23 protein-coding genes and 1 riboswitch are annotated in these 17625 nt (G+C 36.4%); of the genes, 6 read left to right on the plus strand and 17 right to left on the minus strand.

Annotated features, from left to right (window positions below; translation table 11 throughout):
- Positions 1–195: 195 nt before the first annotated feature.
- Positions 196–975, minus strand: coding sequence for a lipoate--protein ligase family protein (locus DCE79_RS11630; RefSeq protein WP_108714489.1), 780 nt, complete (start codon positions 973–975; stop codon positions 196–198).
- Positions 976–1129: 154 nt separating this feature from the next.
- On the opposite strand from DCE79_RS11630, the gene DCE79_RS11635 reads away from it, so the two are divergent.
- Positions 1130–1510 (plus strand): rhodanese-like domain-containing protein, encoded by a 381-nt coding sequence (locus tag DCE79_RS11635; protein WP_108713207.1) that lies wholly within the window; start codon positions 1130–1132, stop codon positions 1508–1510.
- Positions 1511–1684: 174 nt separating this feature from the next.
- Here DCE79_RS11635 and gcvPB read toward each other — a convergent pair whose 3' ends face one another.
- From gcvPB to comGA, 11 genes are all read right to left on the minus strand, one after another.
- On the minus strand, positions 1685–3166 hold the full coding sequence (gene gcvPB, locus DCE79_RS11640) for an aminomethyl-transferring glycine dehydrogenase subunit GcvPB (RefSeq protein WP_108713208.1): 1482 nt from the start codon (positions 3164–3166) through the stop codon (positions 1685–1687).
- Entirely contained in the window at positions 3159–4505 is a 1347-nt protein-coding gene (gcvPA, locus tag DCE79_RS11645; protein WP_108713209.1) for an aminomethyl-transferring glycine dehydrogenase subunit GcvPA, read from the minus strand. The genes gcvPB and gcvPA overlap by 8 nt, the downstream gene beginning before the upstream one ends.
- Positions 4506–4529: 24 nt before the next feature.
- Positions 4530–5633 carry a glycine cleavage system aminomethyltransferase GcvT gene (gcvT, locus tag DCE79_RS11650; protein WP_108713210.1) on the minus strand — a complete coding sequence of 368 codons (1104 nt, stop codon included), beginning with the start codon at positions 5631–5633 and terminating at the stop codon, positions 4530–4532.
- Positions 5634–5829: 196 nt separating this feature from the next.
- Positions 5830–5923: riboswitch (glycine riboswitch) on the minus strand.
- A 127-nt stretch (positions 5924–6050) separates the two neighbouring features.
- Positions 6051–6566 (minus strand): shikimate kinase, encoded by a 516-nt coding sequence (locus DCE79_RS11655; protein ID WP_108713211.1) that lies wholly within the window; start codon positions 6564–6566, stop codon positions 6051–6053.
- A gap of 35 nt (positions 6567–6601) precedes the next feature.
- Complete coding sequence (locus DCE79_RS11660) at positions 6602–6814, minus strand: hypothetical protein (protein WP_108713212.1); 213 nt, start codon at positions 6812–6814, stop codon at positions 6602–6604.
- A complete protein-coding gene (gene comGF, locus DCE79_RS11665; RefSeq protein WP_108713213.1) occupies positions 6768–7229 on the minus strand; it encodes a competence type IV pilus minor pilin ComGF in 462 nt (153 codons plus the stop codon). The genes DCE79_RS11660 and comGF overlap by 47 nt, the downstream gene beginning before the upstream one ends.
- Positions 7226–7426, minus strand: a complete 201-nt coding sequence (locus DCE79_RS11670; protein WP_234417259.1) for a hypothetical protein — start codon at positions 7424–7426, stop codon at positions 7226–7228. Before DCE79_RS11670 ends, comGF begins: the two co-directional genes overlap by 4 nt.
- 85 nt (positions 7427–7511) lie before the next feature.
- Positions 7512–7967, minus strand: coding sequence for a competence type IV pilus minor pilin ComGD (gene comGD, locus DCE79_RS11675; RefSeq protein ID WP_108713215.1), 456 nt, complete (start codon positions 7965–7967; stop codon positions 7512–7514).
- Complete coding sequence (gene comGC, locus DCE79_RS11680; RefSeq protein ID WP_199912274.1) at positions 7964–8290, minus strand: competence type IV pilus major pilin ComGC; 327 nt, start codon at positions 8288–8290, stop codon at positions 7964–7966. The genes comGD and comGC overlap by 4 nt, the downstream gene beginning before the upstream one ends.
- Before the next feature lie 5 nt (positions 8291–8295).
- Complete coding sequence (comGB, locus tag DCE79_RS11685) at positions 8296–9372, minus strand: competence type IV pilus assembly protein ComGB (RefSeq protein WP_108713217.1); 1077 nt, start codon at positions 9370–9372, stop codon at positions 8296–8298.
- On the minus strand, positions 9353–10369 hold the full coding sequence (comGA, locus tag DCE79_RS11690; RefSeq protein ID WP_234417260.1) for a competence type IV pilus ATPase ComGA: 1017 nt from the start codon (positions 10367–10369) through the stop codon (positions 9353–9355). The genes comGB and comGA overlap by 20 nt, the downstream gene beginning before the upstream one ends.
- 259 nt (positions 10370–10628) lie before the next feature.
- Here comGA and DCE79_RS11695 point away from each other — a divergent pair, with 259 nt between their 5' ends.
- Together DCE79_RS11695 and DCE79_RS11700 are read left to right on the plus strand one after the other, a co-directional pair.
- The gene (locus DCE79_RS11695; protein ID WP_108713219.1) at positions 10629–11327 is read left to right on the plus strand and encodes a helix-turn-helix transcriptional regulator; all 699 of its coding nucleotides are present in this window, start codon (positions 10629–10631) and stop codon (positions 11325–11327) included.
- Positions 11328–11447: 120 nt separating this feature from the next.
- Positions 11448–11690: a DUF2626 family protein gene (locus tag DCE79_RS11700; protein WP_108713220.1), complete on the plus strand. Its 243-nt coding sequence runs from the start codon at positions 11448–11450 to the stop codon at positions 11688–11690.
- Between the two features lie 226 nt (positions 11691–11916).
- On the opposite strand, the gene DCE79_RS11705 is transcribed toward DCE79_RS11700, so the two are convergent.
- The gene (locus tag DCE79_RS11705; protein ID WP_108713221.1) at positions 11917–12561 is read right to left on the minus strand and encodes an MBL fold metallo-hydrolase; all 645 of its coding nucleotides are present in this window, start codon (positions 12559–12561) and stop codon (positions 11917–11919) included.
- A gap of 245 nt (positions 12562–12806) precedes the next feature.
- Between DCE79_RS11705 and DCE79_RS11710 the strand changes: the two genes are divergently transcribed.
- Entirely contained in the window at positions 12807–12986 is a 180-nt protein-coding gene (locus DCE79_RS11710) for a DUF2759 domain-containing protein (RefSeq protein ID WP_108713222.1), read from the plus strand.
- A 131-nt stretch (positions 12987–13117) separates the two neighbouring features.
- On the opposite strand, the gene DCE79_RS11715 is transcribed toward DCE79_RS11710, so the two are convergent.
- From DCE79_RS11715 to rpmG, 4 genes are all read right to left on the minus strand, one after another.
- A complete protein-coding gene (locus DCE79_RS11715) occupies positions 13118–15025 on the minus strand; it encodes an LTA synthase family protein (RefSeq protein ID WP_108713223.1) in 1908 nt (635 codons plus the stop codon).
- Positions 15026–15335: 310 nt separating this feature from the next.
- Positions 15336–15539, minus strand: coding sequence for a YqgQ family protein (locus tag DCE79_RS11720; RefSeq protein ID WP_108713224.1), 204 nt, complete (start codon positions 15537–15539; stop codon positions 15336–15338).
- Entirely contained in the window at positions 15540–16121 is a 582-nt protein-coding gene (locus DCE79_RS11725) for a 5-formyltetrahydrofolate cyclo-ligase (protein ID WP_108713225.1), read from the minus strand.
- Positions 16122–16260: 139 nt separating this feature from the next.
- Positions 16261–16410: a 50S ribosomal protein L33 gene (gene rpmG / locus DCE79_RS11730; RefSeq protein WP_008408521.1), complete on the minus strand. Its 150-nt coding sequence runs from the start codon at positions 16408–16410 to the stop codon at positions 16261–16263.
- 162 nt (positions 16411–16572) lie between these two features.
- On the opposite strand from rpmG, the gene DCE79_RS11735 reads away from it, so the two are divergent.
- Entirely contained in the window at positions 16573–17052 is a 480-nt protein-coding gene (locus DCE79_RS11735; RefSeq protein ID WP_234417261.1) for a hypothetical protein, read from the plus strand.
- Positions 17049–17537, plus strand: coding sequence for an MltG/YceG/YrrL family protein (locus DCE79_RS11740; protein ID WP_108713226.1), 489 nt, complete (start codon positions 17049–17051; stop codon positions 17535–17537). The genes DCE79_RS11735 and DCE79_RS11740 overlap by 4 nt, the downstream gene beginning before the upstream one ends.
- The last annotated feature ends 88 nt before the right edge of the window (positions 17538–17625 follow it).

Consider the following 17625-nt stretch of genomic DNA (forward strand, 5'->3'; position numbering starts at 1 on the left):
ACACAATATGTAGTGTTTGATTCTTTTTAACTATCCTATATATTGGGTATGTACTTCTTTACTTAAAAAAGAGTACAACATATAATTTTTTCAAACAAGGTCTTGATTTTTTTGAAATCGTGTTAACCGTACGTGTATCAAGGTTTTAAGTATCAAAAAATTTTTTTCAAAAAAATGAAAACAGATGTTCGTTTTCTATTTTTTGAAATTCCACTCATCCGATGCATATTTATTTTGTGCCAACTGTTCCACATATTGTAATTGTTTCTCCGATAGCTCATACGGAACGAGTTCAATATGCAACGCTTGTTCAAAACCTTTCGAAAAAGCTTCAACACATTGTTCAATTGTAAATGGTATTTCGGAAAACTGATTCATCGCTACAGCTTTCTCTGGTAATTTTTTGCGCATTTTTTCCTTTGATTCTTCTGTCTCAAAGTTAAAAACAGATAATAATCGCTCTTCATCTAAATCTAAAAGAATTGCTCCATGTTGTAAAATAACACCTTTTTGACGTGTTTGGGCACTACCTGCTACTTTTTTCCCTTCCACAACGAGCTCATACCAACTCGGTGCATCAAAGCAAACCGCACTTTTCGGCTTTTTTAAGTCATCAAATTTTTCTTGCGAATCAGGTACACTGAAATACGCATCTAAACCAAGATTCTGAAACCCAAGTAAAATTCCCTCACTAATAACACGATAAGCTTCTGTAACAGTCGTTGGCATCTCTGGATAAGCTTCTGATACGATTACCGAGTATGTAAGTTCTTGATCATGCAACACCGCACGCCCACCAGTAGGACGACGAACAAAGCCTAAATCTTGCTCTTTTACTGCTTGCATATTAATATCACGTTTGACTTGTTGGAAATAACCAATTGAAAGTGTGGCTGGATTCCATTCATAAAATCGAATAATTGGTGGAATACTACCTTCACTATGCCAATCGAGTAATGCCTCATCCAATGCCATATTAAAAGATGGACTACATGGACCTGAATTGATAAAACACCACTGTTTTTTCAAAATTTTCTCGCCTCCAATAGTTCATTTTAACAAACTCACTCGACTATCTCTAGTTCATCTCTTATAATAGAAAATAGAGAAAGAAAGGGGCAATATCGCAGTGACAATTTTATACACACTATTGGCTATCTTAGTCATCATCGTAGTTTACATTGTTGTAAACTCATTACGCTTAAAAAAAGCGGTGACAAACTTAACACAAGAACAATTTATCGAAGGCTACCGTAAAGCACAATTAATCGATTTACGCGAACCTAAAGAATTTGAAGCGGGTCACATTTTAGGTGCTCGTAACATCCCGATGACGCAATTCAACAATCGTCATAAAGAAGTTCGTCCAGACTTACCCGTATATCTTTACTGCCAAAACTCTGGTCGCAGTGCACGTGCTGCATTAAACTTAAAGAAAAAAGGCTATACTCAAATTTACCAATTACAAGGCGGCTTCAAAACTTGGACAGGTAAAGTAAAATCAAAATAATTTATGTCTCAAGCTCTCTACTTCTAGAGGGCTTTTTTTCATTTGTTTAAAAATTCGATGAGTTTCTTCTATTATAATATGTATTTAAAAGAGGTCGAACATCCTGCAACCTCCGATAATTAAATTATTATATAAAAATAAGAGACTGGGGAATACTCCCAGCCTCTTAATAATTTATTGGATAGTCACTGCTTCTTGTTTTGTATAACGTAATACTGGGGTACGCGCAGCTCGTGTTTCATCTAAACGATTGACAACTGTCGTATGTGGTGCTTCTTGTACGATTGATGGGTTATCAATCGTTTCTTGTGCAATTTGAATCATCGCATCACAGAATGCATCTAATGTTTCTTTTGATTCTGTTTCAGTTGGTTCGATCATAATGCCCTCCTCCACGTTTAACGGGAAGTAAACTGTTGGTGGATGGTAACCAAAGTCAAGCAGACGTTTTGCAATATCCAAAGTACGTACGCCTAATTTCTTTTGACGACGACCTGATAAGACAAATTCATGTTTACAATGACGGTTGTATGGAAGGTCGAAATGTTCTTCTAAACGACGCATCATGTAGTTTGCGTTTAATACCGCATATTCTGTTACCGCTTTTAAGCCGTCTGGACCCATTGTACGGATGTATGTGTAGGCACGAACATTAATGCCAAAGTTCCCGTAATAAGGTTTTACACGACCGATTGATTGTGGACGGTTATAGTCAAAGTGGAATGAGCCATCTTCTAATTTTACTAATACTGGTTTTGGTAAGAATGGGATTAAACCTGCTTTCACCCCTACTGGACCTGAACCTGGACCACCGCCACCGTGTGGGCCAGTGAATGTTTTGTGTAAGTTTAAATGTACACAGTCAAAGCCCATATCACCAGGGCGCGCCTTGCTCATAACCGCATTTAAGTTGGCTCCATCATAGTAAACCTTACCGCCAACACCGTGAACGATTTCTGCCATATCTAAAATATTTTCTTCAAATAAACCTAGTGTATTTGGGTTTGTTAACATTAATGCTGCTGTATCAGAACCCACAACACGGCGCAGATCTTCTAAATCTACTAAGCCGTCTTCACCAGATTTAATTGTAATTGTTTCAAATCCTGCAACAGATGCAGAAGCTGGGTTAGTTCCATGTGCTGAGTCAGGGACGATTACTTTATTGCGGTGACCTTCACCATTTGCTTCGTGGAATGCGCGAATCATCATTAAAGCTGTCCATTCACCGTGTGCTCCCGCTGCTGGTTGTAATGTCACTTCATCCATGCCTGTAATTTCTTGTAAAGATGTTTGTAGGTCATATAAAAGTTCCATTGCCCCTTGTACTGTTGATTCGTCTTGCAATGGGTGAACGTTCGCAAAGCCAGAATAGCGAGCGACTGTTTCATTAATTTTTGGGTTGTATTTCATCGTGCATGAACCAAGTGGGTAGAAGCCTGAGTCTACACCGTGGTTACGACGAGAAAGTGCTGTATAGTGACGCATAAGGTCCAGCTCAAATACCTCTGGAAGCTCGGCTGGCTCTTGACGTACTAACTCAGCTGGTAATAATTCAGATAAATCGAAGTCTGGCACATCAAGTGGCTCTAGGTTATATCCTACACGGCCTTCTTTTGTAATTTCAAAAATGAGTGATTGGTTATCGTTATTCATTGTGAGACCCCATTTCTGCAACTAATGCATCAATTTCTTCTTTTGTACGAATTTCCGTAACAGCGATTAACGCATGATTTTCTAATTCAGGGTAAACGCGACCTAAATCAAAACCACCAATAATCCCTTTTTTGATTAAAGCTTTGTTAATTTCAGTAATTGATTTGTTTGCTTTTACTACGATTTCATTGAAGTGAGCGCCTTGGAAAACAACTTCAAATCCAGCTGCTTCAAATTCATTTTTTGCATAGCGCGTTTTAACGATATTTTGCTTCGCCATTTCTTGTACGCCTTGTTTACCAAGAGCTGACATCGCAACTGATGCTGCAAGTGCTAGTAATGCTTGGTTCGAACAAATATTCGATGTCGCTTTGTCACGACGAATATGTTGCTCACGTGCTTGTAAAGTTAAAACGTATCCACGACGACCATCTTGGTCTACTGTTTCACCAACTAAACGGCCTGGAACTTTACGCATTAATTTATTTGTTACGGCGAAGAAACCACAGTGTGGACCACCAAACGCTTCAGAAATACCAAATGGTTGCGCATCACCTACTGTTATATCTGCGCCAAGTTTACCTGGAGGAGTTAATACGCCAAGTGCTAATGGGTTAGAAGAAACGATGAATAATCCTTTCGCATCATGCGCAATATCTGCAAGCGGTTGTAAGTTTTCAACTTGACCGAAGAAGTTTGGATATTGCACAATAACAGCCGCAGTTTGATCATCTACTAAGCCTTTAAGTGCTTCAATATCTGTTACTCCATCTTTTGTAGGAACCGTTACAACTTCAATTGATTGGCCGTATGCATAAGTTGCCACAACATCTTTGTATTCTGGGTGGACAGCACCTGAAACAAGTAATTTTTTTCGACGTGTATGCCCTGCAGCTAGCATACCTGCTTCAGCTAATGCTGTACCGCCATCATACATAGATGAGTTGGCAAGGTCCATTCCAGTAAGTTCAGCAATCATTGTTTGAAACTCAAAAATCGCTTGTAATTCGCCTTGAGAAATTTCAGGTTGATAAGGTGTATACGCTGTATAAAACTCTGAACGAGAAATGACATGATCAACTACAACTGGTTTGTAGTGATTGTAAACACCTGCACCAAGGAATGATACGTTACAAGCAGTATCTTTATTTTTCGCTGCAAGTTGCGCTAATTCTTTCATTAATGCTGCTTCAGATTTTGCTGCCTTAATGTTGTACTCACCTTGGAAGCGTACTTTTTCTGGAATATCCGCGAATAGCTCATCAATTGTAGAAACGCCAATTGTTTGTAACATTTCTTGCGCGTCTTGTTCTGTCATTGGTAAATAACGATGTTTCATTACATAACCCTCTTTTCAAAAGTTTTATTTACTGCGTTTATAAAATGGAGTTTCCACAATAACTGCCTTCGCAAATTTACTGCGAATTTCAACTTCTACTTCAATTCCGACTTCAGCGAATGTTGCGTCAATTAAAGCTAAACCAATATTACGTTTTGTTAACGGCGATTGTGTACCCGTCGTAACTTCACCTATTTGTTTGCCGTCCTTAAACACTTTATAACCGTGACGTGGAATACCTTTATCAATCATTTCAATCCCAACTGATTTACGAGGAAGACCATTTTCTTTTTGTTCGATTAGCGCTTGTTGACCAATAAATTGTGGCTCTTTTGCTAATTTCACAGCAAAACCGATACCTGCTTCAAGGGGGGAAATATCTTTTGATAATTCTTGACCATATAACGGTAAGCAAGCTTCAAAGCGTAATGTATCACGTGCACCAAGTCCAGTAGCAACTACACCTTTGTCTTTGCCCGCTTCTAAAATTTTGTTCCAAAGATCTTTAATAGCTTCTGGTGCACCATAAATTTCAAAACCGTCTTCCCCCGTATAACCAGAGCGAGAAACAATTACATTATGACCAGCGACTGTTACGTTGTCTTGGAATTTGAAATATTTAATCGTTGAAAGATCTGTATCTGTTAATGTTTGTAATACTTCTTCAGATAATGGTCCTTGCAGTGCAATTTGTGCATAGTCAGCAGAAGCGTTCGTTAATGTAACTTCACCTTCTACATGTTGCTGTAACCAAGCGAAGTCTTTTTCAATATTTGCTGCATTGACACAAAGTAAATAACGGTTGTCTTCTAAACGATATGTTAATAAGTCGTCTACAACACCGCCTGTTTCGTAGCAAAGTGCGCTATATTGTGCACCGCAAACTGCGATTTTAGAAATATCATTGGATAACATTTTTTGTAAAAAAGGAAGTGCATCAGGACCTTCGACGAAGATTTCTCCCATATGCGATACATCAAAAAGGCCCGCACGATTGCGAACTGCATCATGCTCTTCTTTAATAGATGAAAACTGTACAGGTAACTCCCAGCCACCAAAATCAATTGTTTTCCCACCATACTTAGCATACTCGTCGAAAAGTGGTGTACGTTTTAATTCATTTGTCATTTCAATGTCCTCCTTAAAAGTATGTATTTTGAAGAGCTCTTACCTTTCATTGCGAAAAAAAAGGACAGACGAATCCCGTAAATTGGGATTCTCTGTCCTTGCACCTGAAAGTTACACCTAAATTTGAATTTCCATCACAATTTAGGCTTTCCCCTTTGGTGGCTACAATTTAAGTTTGCAGCGCTCTCCAGAGTTGCGTCCAATACGAGTCTTTTTGCCTGAGAGATTCATAGCATTTGCTATTTGCTCCTTCGGCGACGTGACTTCACGTTCTCTCCCCGTACCATCATCCGCGTGAAATATATTGAACTAAGATTTTAAGATAACTCTTAGCCATATCCTAACATTGAATGTGATGTAAACGCAATATTTTTTTGATTTTAGTCGAAAACACGAACATTAAAACAATAATACTATTTACCATTCGCCTTTTAGTCGTTTTACTTGGAATGCAATGTATTCAACAATTTGACGCAATGTGCGATTAGCAGTTAATACTTGTATATGCCCTGCTTCCCGATAAAATTTCCGTCTGTGGTTAAATAGTTCTTCTAACTCTTGCTCCGATGATTTTTGAACAATAGGACGGTTTTTATCGTTTCTTATACGCATATAAATATCTTCGAAACGTGCATCTAAGAAAAATACGAGTCCTGTACGACGCATGATTTTACGATTCGCCTCAATCATGGCAACGCCTCCACCTGTTGAAATGATACAAGCTTCGTCGCGAAAACTTTGTAAAAATTCTTTTTCGATTTCGCGAAATCGCTGTTCCCCGTATTTCTCGAAAATTTCTGGAATTGACATTCCTTGTTGGCGTACAATTTCATGATCCATATCATAATAGGGCATTTTCAAGTAATAACTTAATCGACGGCCTATTGCACTTTTTCCGCTCCCCATAAATCCAACTAAATATATTTTTCGCATGGCTATCACCTTCTTCTAATTACGAGTTGCTCGATTCATCTATCTATACTATTTAGTATATTTATCGTAGCACGAACGTAAATAGATTCCAATGAATTATAAATTTTTAATTCAGCTAAGTAGGCATTTGTATAGTGTAAGGCAGCTCCTGTGACAATAAAAAGTAAAATGATTGCAAGTGGAAAGATAACCCCGCGCTCATTATTGTACATACGGTTTAACGATTCTTCTTTCTCGTATGGAGCCATCTTTCATCACCACTTTCATCAAAATAGTTGAACCGTCAACGGTTAAATCCCAATTTTCTACAAATGGTAACATGATTTCATAGCCTCCGTTTCTAGAACTTTTATACAAATGCGCGTCAGATAATTTAAAATTATACACTCGGTCATCTTGCTCATTGGGGTCTGTTAAAAATACCATTTGCAAGGTTTCATTGTCAGTTAAAGTCCCTGATATGGACTGTTCATTATACTGATTTATATCATAAACGAAGAGTTCCCAATTTACATCATCCTTTTTCTTTTCAAGATTATACAAATCTCGAAACCAAATAATCATTAATACACTAATTGAGGCAAAAATCATAAAAACCATTAATTGAAAAAGACTCTCCAACAATGTATACCCTCTATCATTTTGTAAAATATTTCGCATCATACGCATAATTCCTCATGATTTTCCCCGTTTTTATAGAAAACACAAATACCTACGCCTTCAAAAGACCATTCATAAACAATCCCATCTATTTCTTGTATTCCCGTTTGGTTACCGTAACGCGAATAGGTTAACGCACCGTTAAATGCAACTTCCGCGGCATGTGTCTGCATCTTTTGTGATGCCATTTCATGTTTCATATGAAAAGTAATAGGAATGATCGTGCCACATAGAAAAAATAAAATGATAACTCCTAGAAGCGTTTCAATAAATGAAAATCCATGTTCATTGATAGATAATCACCCTCTTTACAATACGGCCTTTCCCGATATTTATAGAATAGTTATGTGCCTCTTCTCCATAATCGTACGTAATTGCGCCAAAACTTCGTACATTCCCATTCGTACGAAAATATAATTGTGCATTATTTGTTGTCAGTATCATTTCCTGCCCTATCGGCAAATCCAATATCATTAGTTCTTCATCTGCTTCGAGCCTTTTAATGCTAATGCGCGTACGGTTTTTTACAGTAAATGTATGAGGATAGCGTTCCTCAATCGCCAACATTTGTGTCATTCGAATAAGTAGCTCAAAGTGATTCATCGTTTGATAAGTGAGATGCTTTTGAAATTTTTCATGAGAATAATAGACAAGTAGCGAGCTCATCACCATGACAATCGTTAGGACAACGAGCATTTCAATTAAAGTAAACCCCCGTTCATCACGAAAAAATCGTTTCAATTTGAGTTACTCTCTGGACCCACCACTTTACCTTCTGGTGTAATCGTTATACTATCTCCATTCGGACAAGTTGTATTGCCATCTTGCAAGTAATCCTCAGCGACTAAATCACCTACATCATTTGGATACTTATTTTCTTCTAATTTGTACGCCTCCACCTGACCTTGTACCATTAGGACATATGCATCGCAGCCTTTTTTATCGATTGATGAGAAATGTTTGGCTACGTTTGGAATGGTTACTAAGATGAGCACTGAAATGATTAATAGTACGACTAGCATTTCAACTAATGTAAATCCACGTTCGTTTTTCAATTGGTACACCCCTTTTAAATAAAATCAATTACGTCATACATTGGAATTAATATACTTAAATATGCGGCGATAACACATATCGCGATAACGATAAATAACACGGGCTGAATGATCGCTAATAATATGTGAATGGTACTTTGAAGCCGTTCGTCTAGTAATTCACAATATAAGATTAGCTCTCTGCCTAATAAACCACTTGTCTCACCGTGAGAAACAAAATGATCAAATTTCGGATAGAAATAGCCAACATTCCGAACAGACTGTGCGAGTGAATCCCCAACAATCACTCGAGATTGTATGACATTAGAAACATAAGCGAGTTGTTTTTGATGCGTTTGATTTTTAATATGTTCTAACGAGTGCTGTAGCGAAAACCCTGCCAAAATCAAATTTCCTAGTACCCTTGAAAACTGTCGTGTTAATACTAATCGCCAAAACAAACCGATAAATGGTAACTTAAATAATAGTTTCAATTGTATATCGATCCGTTTTTTTCTAACATATAGAACAAAGCCACCAATTGTTAAACTTAAAAGAATCAAGGTCACAATAATATAATCTGGCGTATGCAAAAAAAAGGTAGACCACTGAATACTAGTTGATTTCCCACTATCAACGCGCGATGACACCATTGAGGACATGTTCGGTAAAAAATACGTACGAAACGCTAAAAACAAGAAAATTAAAAAGATAAACAATACCACGGGATAAGCTAATACTTTCATTAATTTGGATTTTGCCTCTTGTTCAAAGGTTAATTGCTTTGCAACAATTTGCACCGTTTCCTGTAATTGTCCCGTCATTTCTGCTAGTTCTATTGAAACTAAATATTGATTGTCCAATCCTAATTGTTGAAATACTTGAGCAACACTACCTCCATTATGAAGAATAGACGAAATTTCTTGTTGTAAATTTTCATAGTTTTTCACATGGTAAGGTAGTAACATTTCAATACAATGAGCAAACGTATATCCTTCACCTAATAGTGTGCTAATTCGATGTAAAAATGTCGGTAGCTCACTTACTTTTGAGGTAGCCTTCCTTCTTTTAATTTTGGTAAAGGATCTATGTTTAATGATTGGTATATTCATAGTCTTGCTCCTCCAACCTGCTCAATTGACCAACTATTGTACATTCTTCCGGCAATTCATAGTCTCTTTTTTCTTGAACATGTTGTAACGCGTTTTGTAATTGCTCGCCCATCAGTACTTCAAAAAGCGCTTTATACTCAGCTGTCTTTGTTGTAACTAAACTCTGAGTCACGATTGCTAACAACATTTGACGCATATCTTCAACCGAAATGGATAAATCTAATAGTCGATATAAACAATTCACCGTGTCTTTCGCGTGAATTGTAGAGATGACGAGATGCCCTGTAAAGGCCGCTTCCATCGCAATTTGCGCGGTTTCTTTATCACGTATTTCTCCGACCATAATCACTTCTGGCGAATGACGTAAAATTGCTTTTAATCCTGCTGAATAGGTCACTCCAGCGCGCTCATTCACTTGAATTTGAAGGAGATCTTCCTGTGTACTTTCTACGGGATCCTCTAATGAAATAACATGACGTGACAATTCCTTCGCACAATAGTGTAAAAGTGAATATAACGTCGTCGTTTTGCCCGAGCCAGTCGCACCACTAATTAAAAGCAACCCACTTGGATACTCCACAAGTTTGGTCAATGTCTCTGCACTCTTAGGATCATGACAGATGGTAGGAATTGGACGTGTGAAGTTCTGACGCAAAAATCGGATTGCCAAGCTTTCTTTGTGAAAGGTAGATGGTAAGGTAGAAATTCGGAAAGAATAGTTCTTATTTTGAATGGATTTTTGGAAGGCACCACTTTGAGGTTTACGCTTTTCACTAATATCTAACGAAGATAAAAATTTAAAATAAGATATCATTCGTGCCGCCAAATCATTGGGGAATTCACCCATTTGAACGAACCGGCCATATTTTCGAAACAAAATTTTGAAATTTTTTTCACGAGGGAGCAAGTGCACATCAGACGCCTCATATTCACTTGCTTGATGTAATAATTGGAGACATTTTTGTTCAATCATTGATTCTTGTTCGATGAAAATCACCTCTAGTATTTTCTATATTCTTCTTGCACTCGAGCTTAGCGTTATTATAAATCGTAATTTTAAATAATCCTATGAAATAACAAATAATTTCTTTTTGGTCAATATTTTCTATATAAATGAACAATTTCAACGGTATTTCATGTAAAATAAGATGAAAGCTCCACTTATTACAAAACAATTTCTACCGAGTTTCTCAACAAATTTCAATACATTCTATTCATAACATCTTTTATAATTCCATCGAATGTGAGGTGAAATCATGCTCCATCCTATAAAAATAACTAGTACGTTAGCAGACGAAACGCGCTTTTCTATTTATGAATACATGCTTCAGCACAAAAAATACTATACTGTACAAGAAATCGCGGATGAATTTAAGATTCACTCCAATGTGGCACGTTTACATTTAACAAAGCTCTCTGAAATTGGTGTTATATCTGCGGAGTTTTTAAAAACAGGTAAAGGTGGGCGACCAGGTCGTGTTTACCGAGCAAAACAAGAAGGTATCAATTTAAGCTTCCCTAGACGTGACCCTTCGTTATTAGTCAATTGGTCGGTCGAATTAATCCAAGAGCTAGGTGATGAAGCCCTGAAAAAAGCGATTCAAATCAGCTTTAAAGACGGCAAACAATCGATGCAACAATTTCTAAACGAACGCAAACATAAACGACCACCTTCATTCGAAGAAAAAATAAAAATTTTAACAAATAGTGCCAAACTTATTGGCTATGTTCCGGAAATTCATGAACACCAACATTCAAAATCACTAATTTTCTCCATTTATAATTGCCCATTCCATGATCGAATTTCTCAACATGGTGAAATTATTTGTAAATTACATGAGTCCTATTTACGGGGGCAGACAGAAATACTGTTTGAAACGAATGAGTTTGTTCAAATTGAAAGCATGCTGCAGTCTTGCGATTTTTGTAAATATAAAATCACAGTTGGCGACTAATGGAAAAAATCATTCGTTTGTCACAACTATTCCATAACTTGCAGTTTACATTGTAGAGACGATTGTTTTATAATAAATGAGAGATTATTCTATTTCTATGTAAAAGGAGGGGAATTTTTCATGAGCAATATGTATAAAGTTATGGCATTCTGGACAGCTATTTTCGCCGTTATGTTCTACCTTGGTGGTATGAACGAGGTTTCGCTATTATTCGTAGGTAATACAGGTTTATTCTTATTATTAGGCTTCTTAAATCTTTCAGAACGCATGTACATGTACATCTTTGGCGCGTATTTAACTGTATTCTTTGCAGGATTTACGTACTACACGACGTTCTTACACACACCAGGTGCTGGACACTAAAAAAAAACGACTTCGCTTTAATAAGCGACAGTCGTTTTTTTGTGCCTGGATTAACAGGCGCTATCGCATCCAGGTCAGCTGGAGAATAAAGTGTTTGTCACGTCCAGGCTAAAACGCCATCCCCTCAAACACTTCGATCCCTCATGCAAAAGGTGTAGCTTTTACTTTTGCGTCGGGCTCTCCAGTGTGGGGCGGGGATTAACGGGCGTTTTAGCACTTTTGTAGTTTAAAACCCATTTAAAAATGGATTAGACTCCATTTCTGCAGCTGGCGTCGTGTATGCGCCATGCCCTGGATAGATAATCGTATCTTCCGGAAGTGATAATAACTTCTCATGAATGGACTTCATTAAAACTGTCATGGAACCACCAATCAAATCTGTACGTCCTACACTTTGCTCAAACAGTGTATCCCCGACAATTGCGAACCCATCTTCTTTAAAAATAAATGACACACTACCTGGAGAATGTCCTGGTGTATAAGCTATTTCAAATGCAAAATCACCAATTGTCATTTGACCTTCAGTTCGAATAATATGCTGCTCTTCTGGTGCTCTCACTATATAATTTGGCAGTTCCGCATATTTTCCTGACCCGTTTTTCATTGGATCATTTAACCATTTCACTTCTTTTTCGTGCACATATAACGGTAGTTTATATGTATCGCGAATCGCATCTACAGCCCCAATATGGTCAAAATGCGTATGTGTTAATAAAATGGCTAATGGATTCAACCCATTTTTTCGTAATTCGCCTACAATGCGGTTTGCTTCCTCACCTGGATCAAAAATTAAACAATCCTTATTTTTATTACTAATAATATAACAATTTGTTTGAACAGGGCCAAGATTGTATACCCTAACATTTAACATCACGATCACCTCATCCTTATTATACAGTTTTTCTTATTCATAGTAAGACACCAGCATCAAATAGCACAATTAGGTACCCTATCTCACGTTTAGGACAATGTACTCCATAGTTAATCGTACAAAAAAGCATTCGTTCATATAAACGTCATTTTTATGCCTCGACAAATTAATTGGAAACCTTTACAATAAAAGAGGAATATTGTTGCGACATTATTTGGTAATGTCGAAAGGAGTGTCAATTTTTAATGAACTTATTAATGGTTATTTTCGGGTTAGTTGCAATTTTCGGTGTAGTTGGCATATTCCAATCAATCAAAGAAAAAAACATCCTAGGCGTAGTTTTTAATTTAGTAGCTGCAGGTGTATTTGGTTGGTTTGTCATTATGACGGTTTTAAATCAAGGCTACCCACCTACTCATCACTAATTGCAAAAGAAAAACGTATCGTGATAATCACGGTACGTTTTTTCCTTTTCATATATGAATTGCTTTGAAAAGTCATGCTGTCTTATTCACACAAGAAAAGCGTCTCAATTTTGAGACGCTTTGACTAATTCTTATTTTTTAGTGGATTCAGTATCAGTTTTTAAATTCCCCGTTTTTTCATCATAGAAACGAAGTAAGTCACCATTAATAATTTGATCATTGTAATCTAATTCTTTCGTTGCACGATCAATATATGGCTGACAATTTTCAATTCCAACTTCTTCTCCAGTTTCACGGTCATAACATACTTCTCCAGCATAAACCGATTTGTCTGTAACAAATCGACCATCGCGGAAGATAACAAAGTCTTCATGTTCTTCAGAGAACAGATCCGCACCTAATTGCATATCTTTCGATGTATCAATACCTAATAAGTGAAGAATTGTTGGTCGGATATCTAATTGACCTGAAGCTTCCTCCATTACTTGTCCGTCGTTCGAACCTGGAATATGAATGAAGAATGGAACCGATTGTAATAAAGCCGTATCATACGGTGTGATTTCTTCTTTATTTAAATATTTTGCCATCGCTTTATTATGGTTTTCAGAAATACCATAATGGTCACCATACATAACGATAATCGAGTTATCATATAATCCTTGCTCTTTTAATTGTTCAAAGAATACTTTAATCGATTCATCTAAATAACGAACTGTTTGGAAATAACGATTTAATGTACCTGAATTTGAATCGTATTCATTGATCATTTGATCCTGTTCATCCAAATAGAACGGGAAGTGATTTGTTAATGTGATCATACGACTATAAAATGGTTGTGGCATTTCTTTCATTAAAGCAGCTGATTGCTCGAAAAATGGTATATCTTTTAAGCCCCAGTTTACAGAATTATCATCTGTCACTTCATATGAATCCACATCATAGAATTTTTGAACATTGAAAGATTTATAAATCATATCACGATTCCAGAATGATTTATTATTTGAGTGCATAACGTTTGTAAAGTAACCATTTTCTCCTAAACGCTCTGCCATTGAATTGTACGTATTTTCACCGTGCGTGAAGAATACTGCACCACGACCTAAGCCGTATAATGAATTTTCGGTAATAAACTCTGCATCCGATGTTTTCCCTAAGCCTGTTTCATGATAGAAATTGTTAAAGTAATATGTGTCTTTATCTTGTGTTAAAGAATTTAAGAATGGTGTAATTTCTTGACCATTCATATCATTGTTAATAACAAAATTTTGTAATGATTCAAGTGATATCACAATAACATTACGATCTTTGTATTTACCGAACATTTCATCATTCGGTTCTGCTTGGTTCGCACGTACATAGTTGCCGACTTCCACTAATTGACTTCCATCCGCTAATGCGCGTTGTGCAGATGATTTTGATTGAACGTAAATGTCATATAAATGATAATTATACGTACCAATATTTTTTACTAATAATTCACGGTCAAATGCACGTGTTAATAATTGCGGACGCTCTGTTTCAGCTAATCCTAAATTTAAGAATAACATCGCAGTCGCCATAACAAAATATGCTTTTCGTGCATCTTTACGTACTGGCAATGTCATTTTTTCTGATTTTGGAATAAACTTAATCGCTAATAAAATAAGTGCGACATCTGCAAAGTATAATAAGTCCGATAAGCTAATGATTGCTGCAGCCGATGAACCTAATTCCCCAAAGTTACTTGTTTGGAATAATACCGGTAATGTAACAAAGTCATTATAGAAACGATAAAACGCTACATTTCCGTATAAGACAAATGCTAATAGTATACTTCCACCTACGATATAACGATTTCTCGTTTTTTGCGATTTAAAGAACAATGATAAGCCGTAGAAAAATAATAAAAAGCTTGCTGGGTTGATAATTAAAATCACCCATTGCATTGCATTATCTATGTCCATATCAAAGCTAATTTGATATACAAAAACGGTTTTTATCCATGTTGCAATTACTGCAATCGCTAGTATCGAATGTTTAGGCCAATTAAATTTTTTCATACCCTATACATCCCTCTCTAAATGTTTAATATAATTATTTTAGTAATGTAATTATTGCGTGAAACAAAATCTATCTTAATCTTTTTTCTTTCGATACGCAACAAAATTTAATACGTGTATTAAAAGCAAATGATTTCTGAAAATTACACTCTATATACATACGTTTTGGTGTAAGAAAAGTTTCACAAAATAATAAAACAGCGGTCTGTTTTTCCGCTGCTTTCTTGGACATATCTTCATGACTTCCGTTTAATATCCCCAGTGAAACTAGCAGTTACTAAAACGTTACACATTATTATACAATAAATTTTTAAATTTTTCCTTCTTTAAGTCTTCGTTCTTCTTGTCTTAAAATTAACAGCGCCATTTGGAAATCTTTCGGCTCCATAAATCTTGCCTTAAATAACTCTTTTAATTCATCTTCCATTAAATACAAATCTCCAATGCGGTCTTTCGTATAAATGTAAATACCATATTTTTTTAATAAGCCTATAATGTCTAACATCGACTCCATTTAATTTCCCTCCGACGACGATTCGCAAACTATGCGCTCTGTCTCTGTAATTAGTATATGCACTGGTAAATCATGTGATGCTTTTGGTACTTGATTCATCAGTTGTTCATTAAAGGCTAGCGAAATTTTTGTTCCCTTAAAGTCCTTTAAATAGCGATCATAATACCCACCACCAAAGCCAATACGGTAGCCTTCATGGTCAAATACGACACCTGGTACAATGATAGTATCAATTTGCTCCTTTTCCACAAGCTCAGTGTAGTCAGGAATCGGTTCTAAAATATTATGATACGCCCGTTCTGTTTGAGCCAAACTTTCGATGGCATAAAACATCATTGAGCGGTCTTCATGGGTACATTTTGGAACGACAACTTGCTTATTCATTTTCCACAGTTGCTCGATGATATATATTGTATCGACTTCAGGGCGATTCGATAATGTAATGGCAATGGTTTTTGCTTCTATAATCGCATCTTCATTTAATAGTAATTTTCCAAGATGTTGCGAACGGTTACAATATTCCAAATACGTCATTTTCTCTAACTGTTGCTGTACATTTAATCGAAGCGTCTTTTTATCCACACAAGTACCCTACTCTCTCATTAAATTTAAAACCTTTTGTCATCAGGTAATGACTTCATTATAAAATCACAAAAGCTTTTAACAAGTAATCATGTAAAAAGCCAAAACCAACAAGTGGTTTTGGCTAATTGAGCGATTATTACTTTGTTTCACGGTGAAGCGTGTACTTCTTCTCGCGAGAGCAATATTTTTTAAGTTCAAGACGCTCTGGATTGTTACGCTTGTTCTTTTTAGAAATGTAGTTACGTTCGCCGCAGTCTGTGCAAGCTAATGTAATATTTACGCGCATTATTAACCCTCCCACTCTAAATTAAGAATATAAATTTATTTGAGCATGATTTATACGACTTAACCATTATAACACACTCTCGCGAAAAATCTAGCATGATTTATTAATAACTTTTCCTATGGTAAAATACAGGTTAGAATCTGTTGAATTGGAGGATTACCTATGGAACTACCTATTGAACTACCTATTGAACTTTCATCGATACTGATGATTGCAGGGATTGTCATTGTCATCATTTCGTTATTTTTTAAAGATAAATCAGCCAGAGTTGAGCGTGAACTAGAAGATTTATCGATTAATATTTATCAAGAAACAAACTCATTGAAGCGTCGTATTAAAATGGTAGAAGAAGAATTACTTGTAGAGCCAAACTTCCAAGTGAAATCGCCAAATAGTGCCCAAATGAAACAACAAGATGCGATGGCCTCTTTTCAACAAGTGGCCGCGCAAGTAAAAGCAGCACAGGCACAAGCAACACAGCCAACTGCTCCAGTGCAAACTCAAAAACCGATTAACGGCATTTTAGTGAGCCAAGTACTTGCATTAAATGGACAAGGTTTATCGATTGATGAAATTAGTAAGCGCTCTACACTAACGCATGGTCAAATTCAATCAATCATCGCTACTGGAGGTCGCCAATGAAATCTTCTATGCGTGCGTTTGGAATAGGCTTATTTCTTGCAGGTGCTAGCTTAGCCTTATACGATCAATTTGCTCCGAACTCAGAGAAAAAAGATATAAAAGAATACGAACAGCAAATTGAAGAATATGAGACAAAAATTGCCAAGCTTGAAAAACAACTCGAGCAACCTACAAATGAGCAACAAAAATCACCAACAGCATCTGTATCAAAAGATAAAGAGATCATGTCAAATACGTCTACTGAAAAGAACGATACAGAAGATGTTCTTTCAGCAACCATCTACATATACGAAAATGTAACGCTTTACTCCATTGGGCAGCAAGTCGAGGATGAAGGGATTATTGCAAACGGCCGTGAACTTGAATTATTTTTATCAAAGCCTGAGTATGCGCGTTCTATTCAAAAAGGAGCATTCGATTTACGCTCTGATATGACAATCGAACAAATCGCCAAAGTTATAACAGGTAAAAAAATCGAAGAATAACGTAGAAAGGCTGTGATAAATGTCAATTTGACTTTTAGCACAGCCTCTTTTTATTACTTATATTTATAAGGAACATAATTAGAATGAA

It is taken from the genome of Lysinibacillus sp. 2017, assembly GCF_003073375.1.
In the GTDB taxonomy this organism is placed as follows: domain Bacteria; phylum Bacillota; class Bacilli; order Bacillales_A; family Planococcaceae; genus Solibacillus.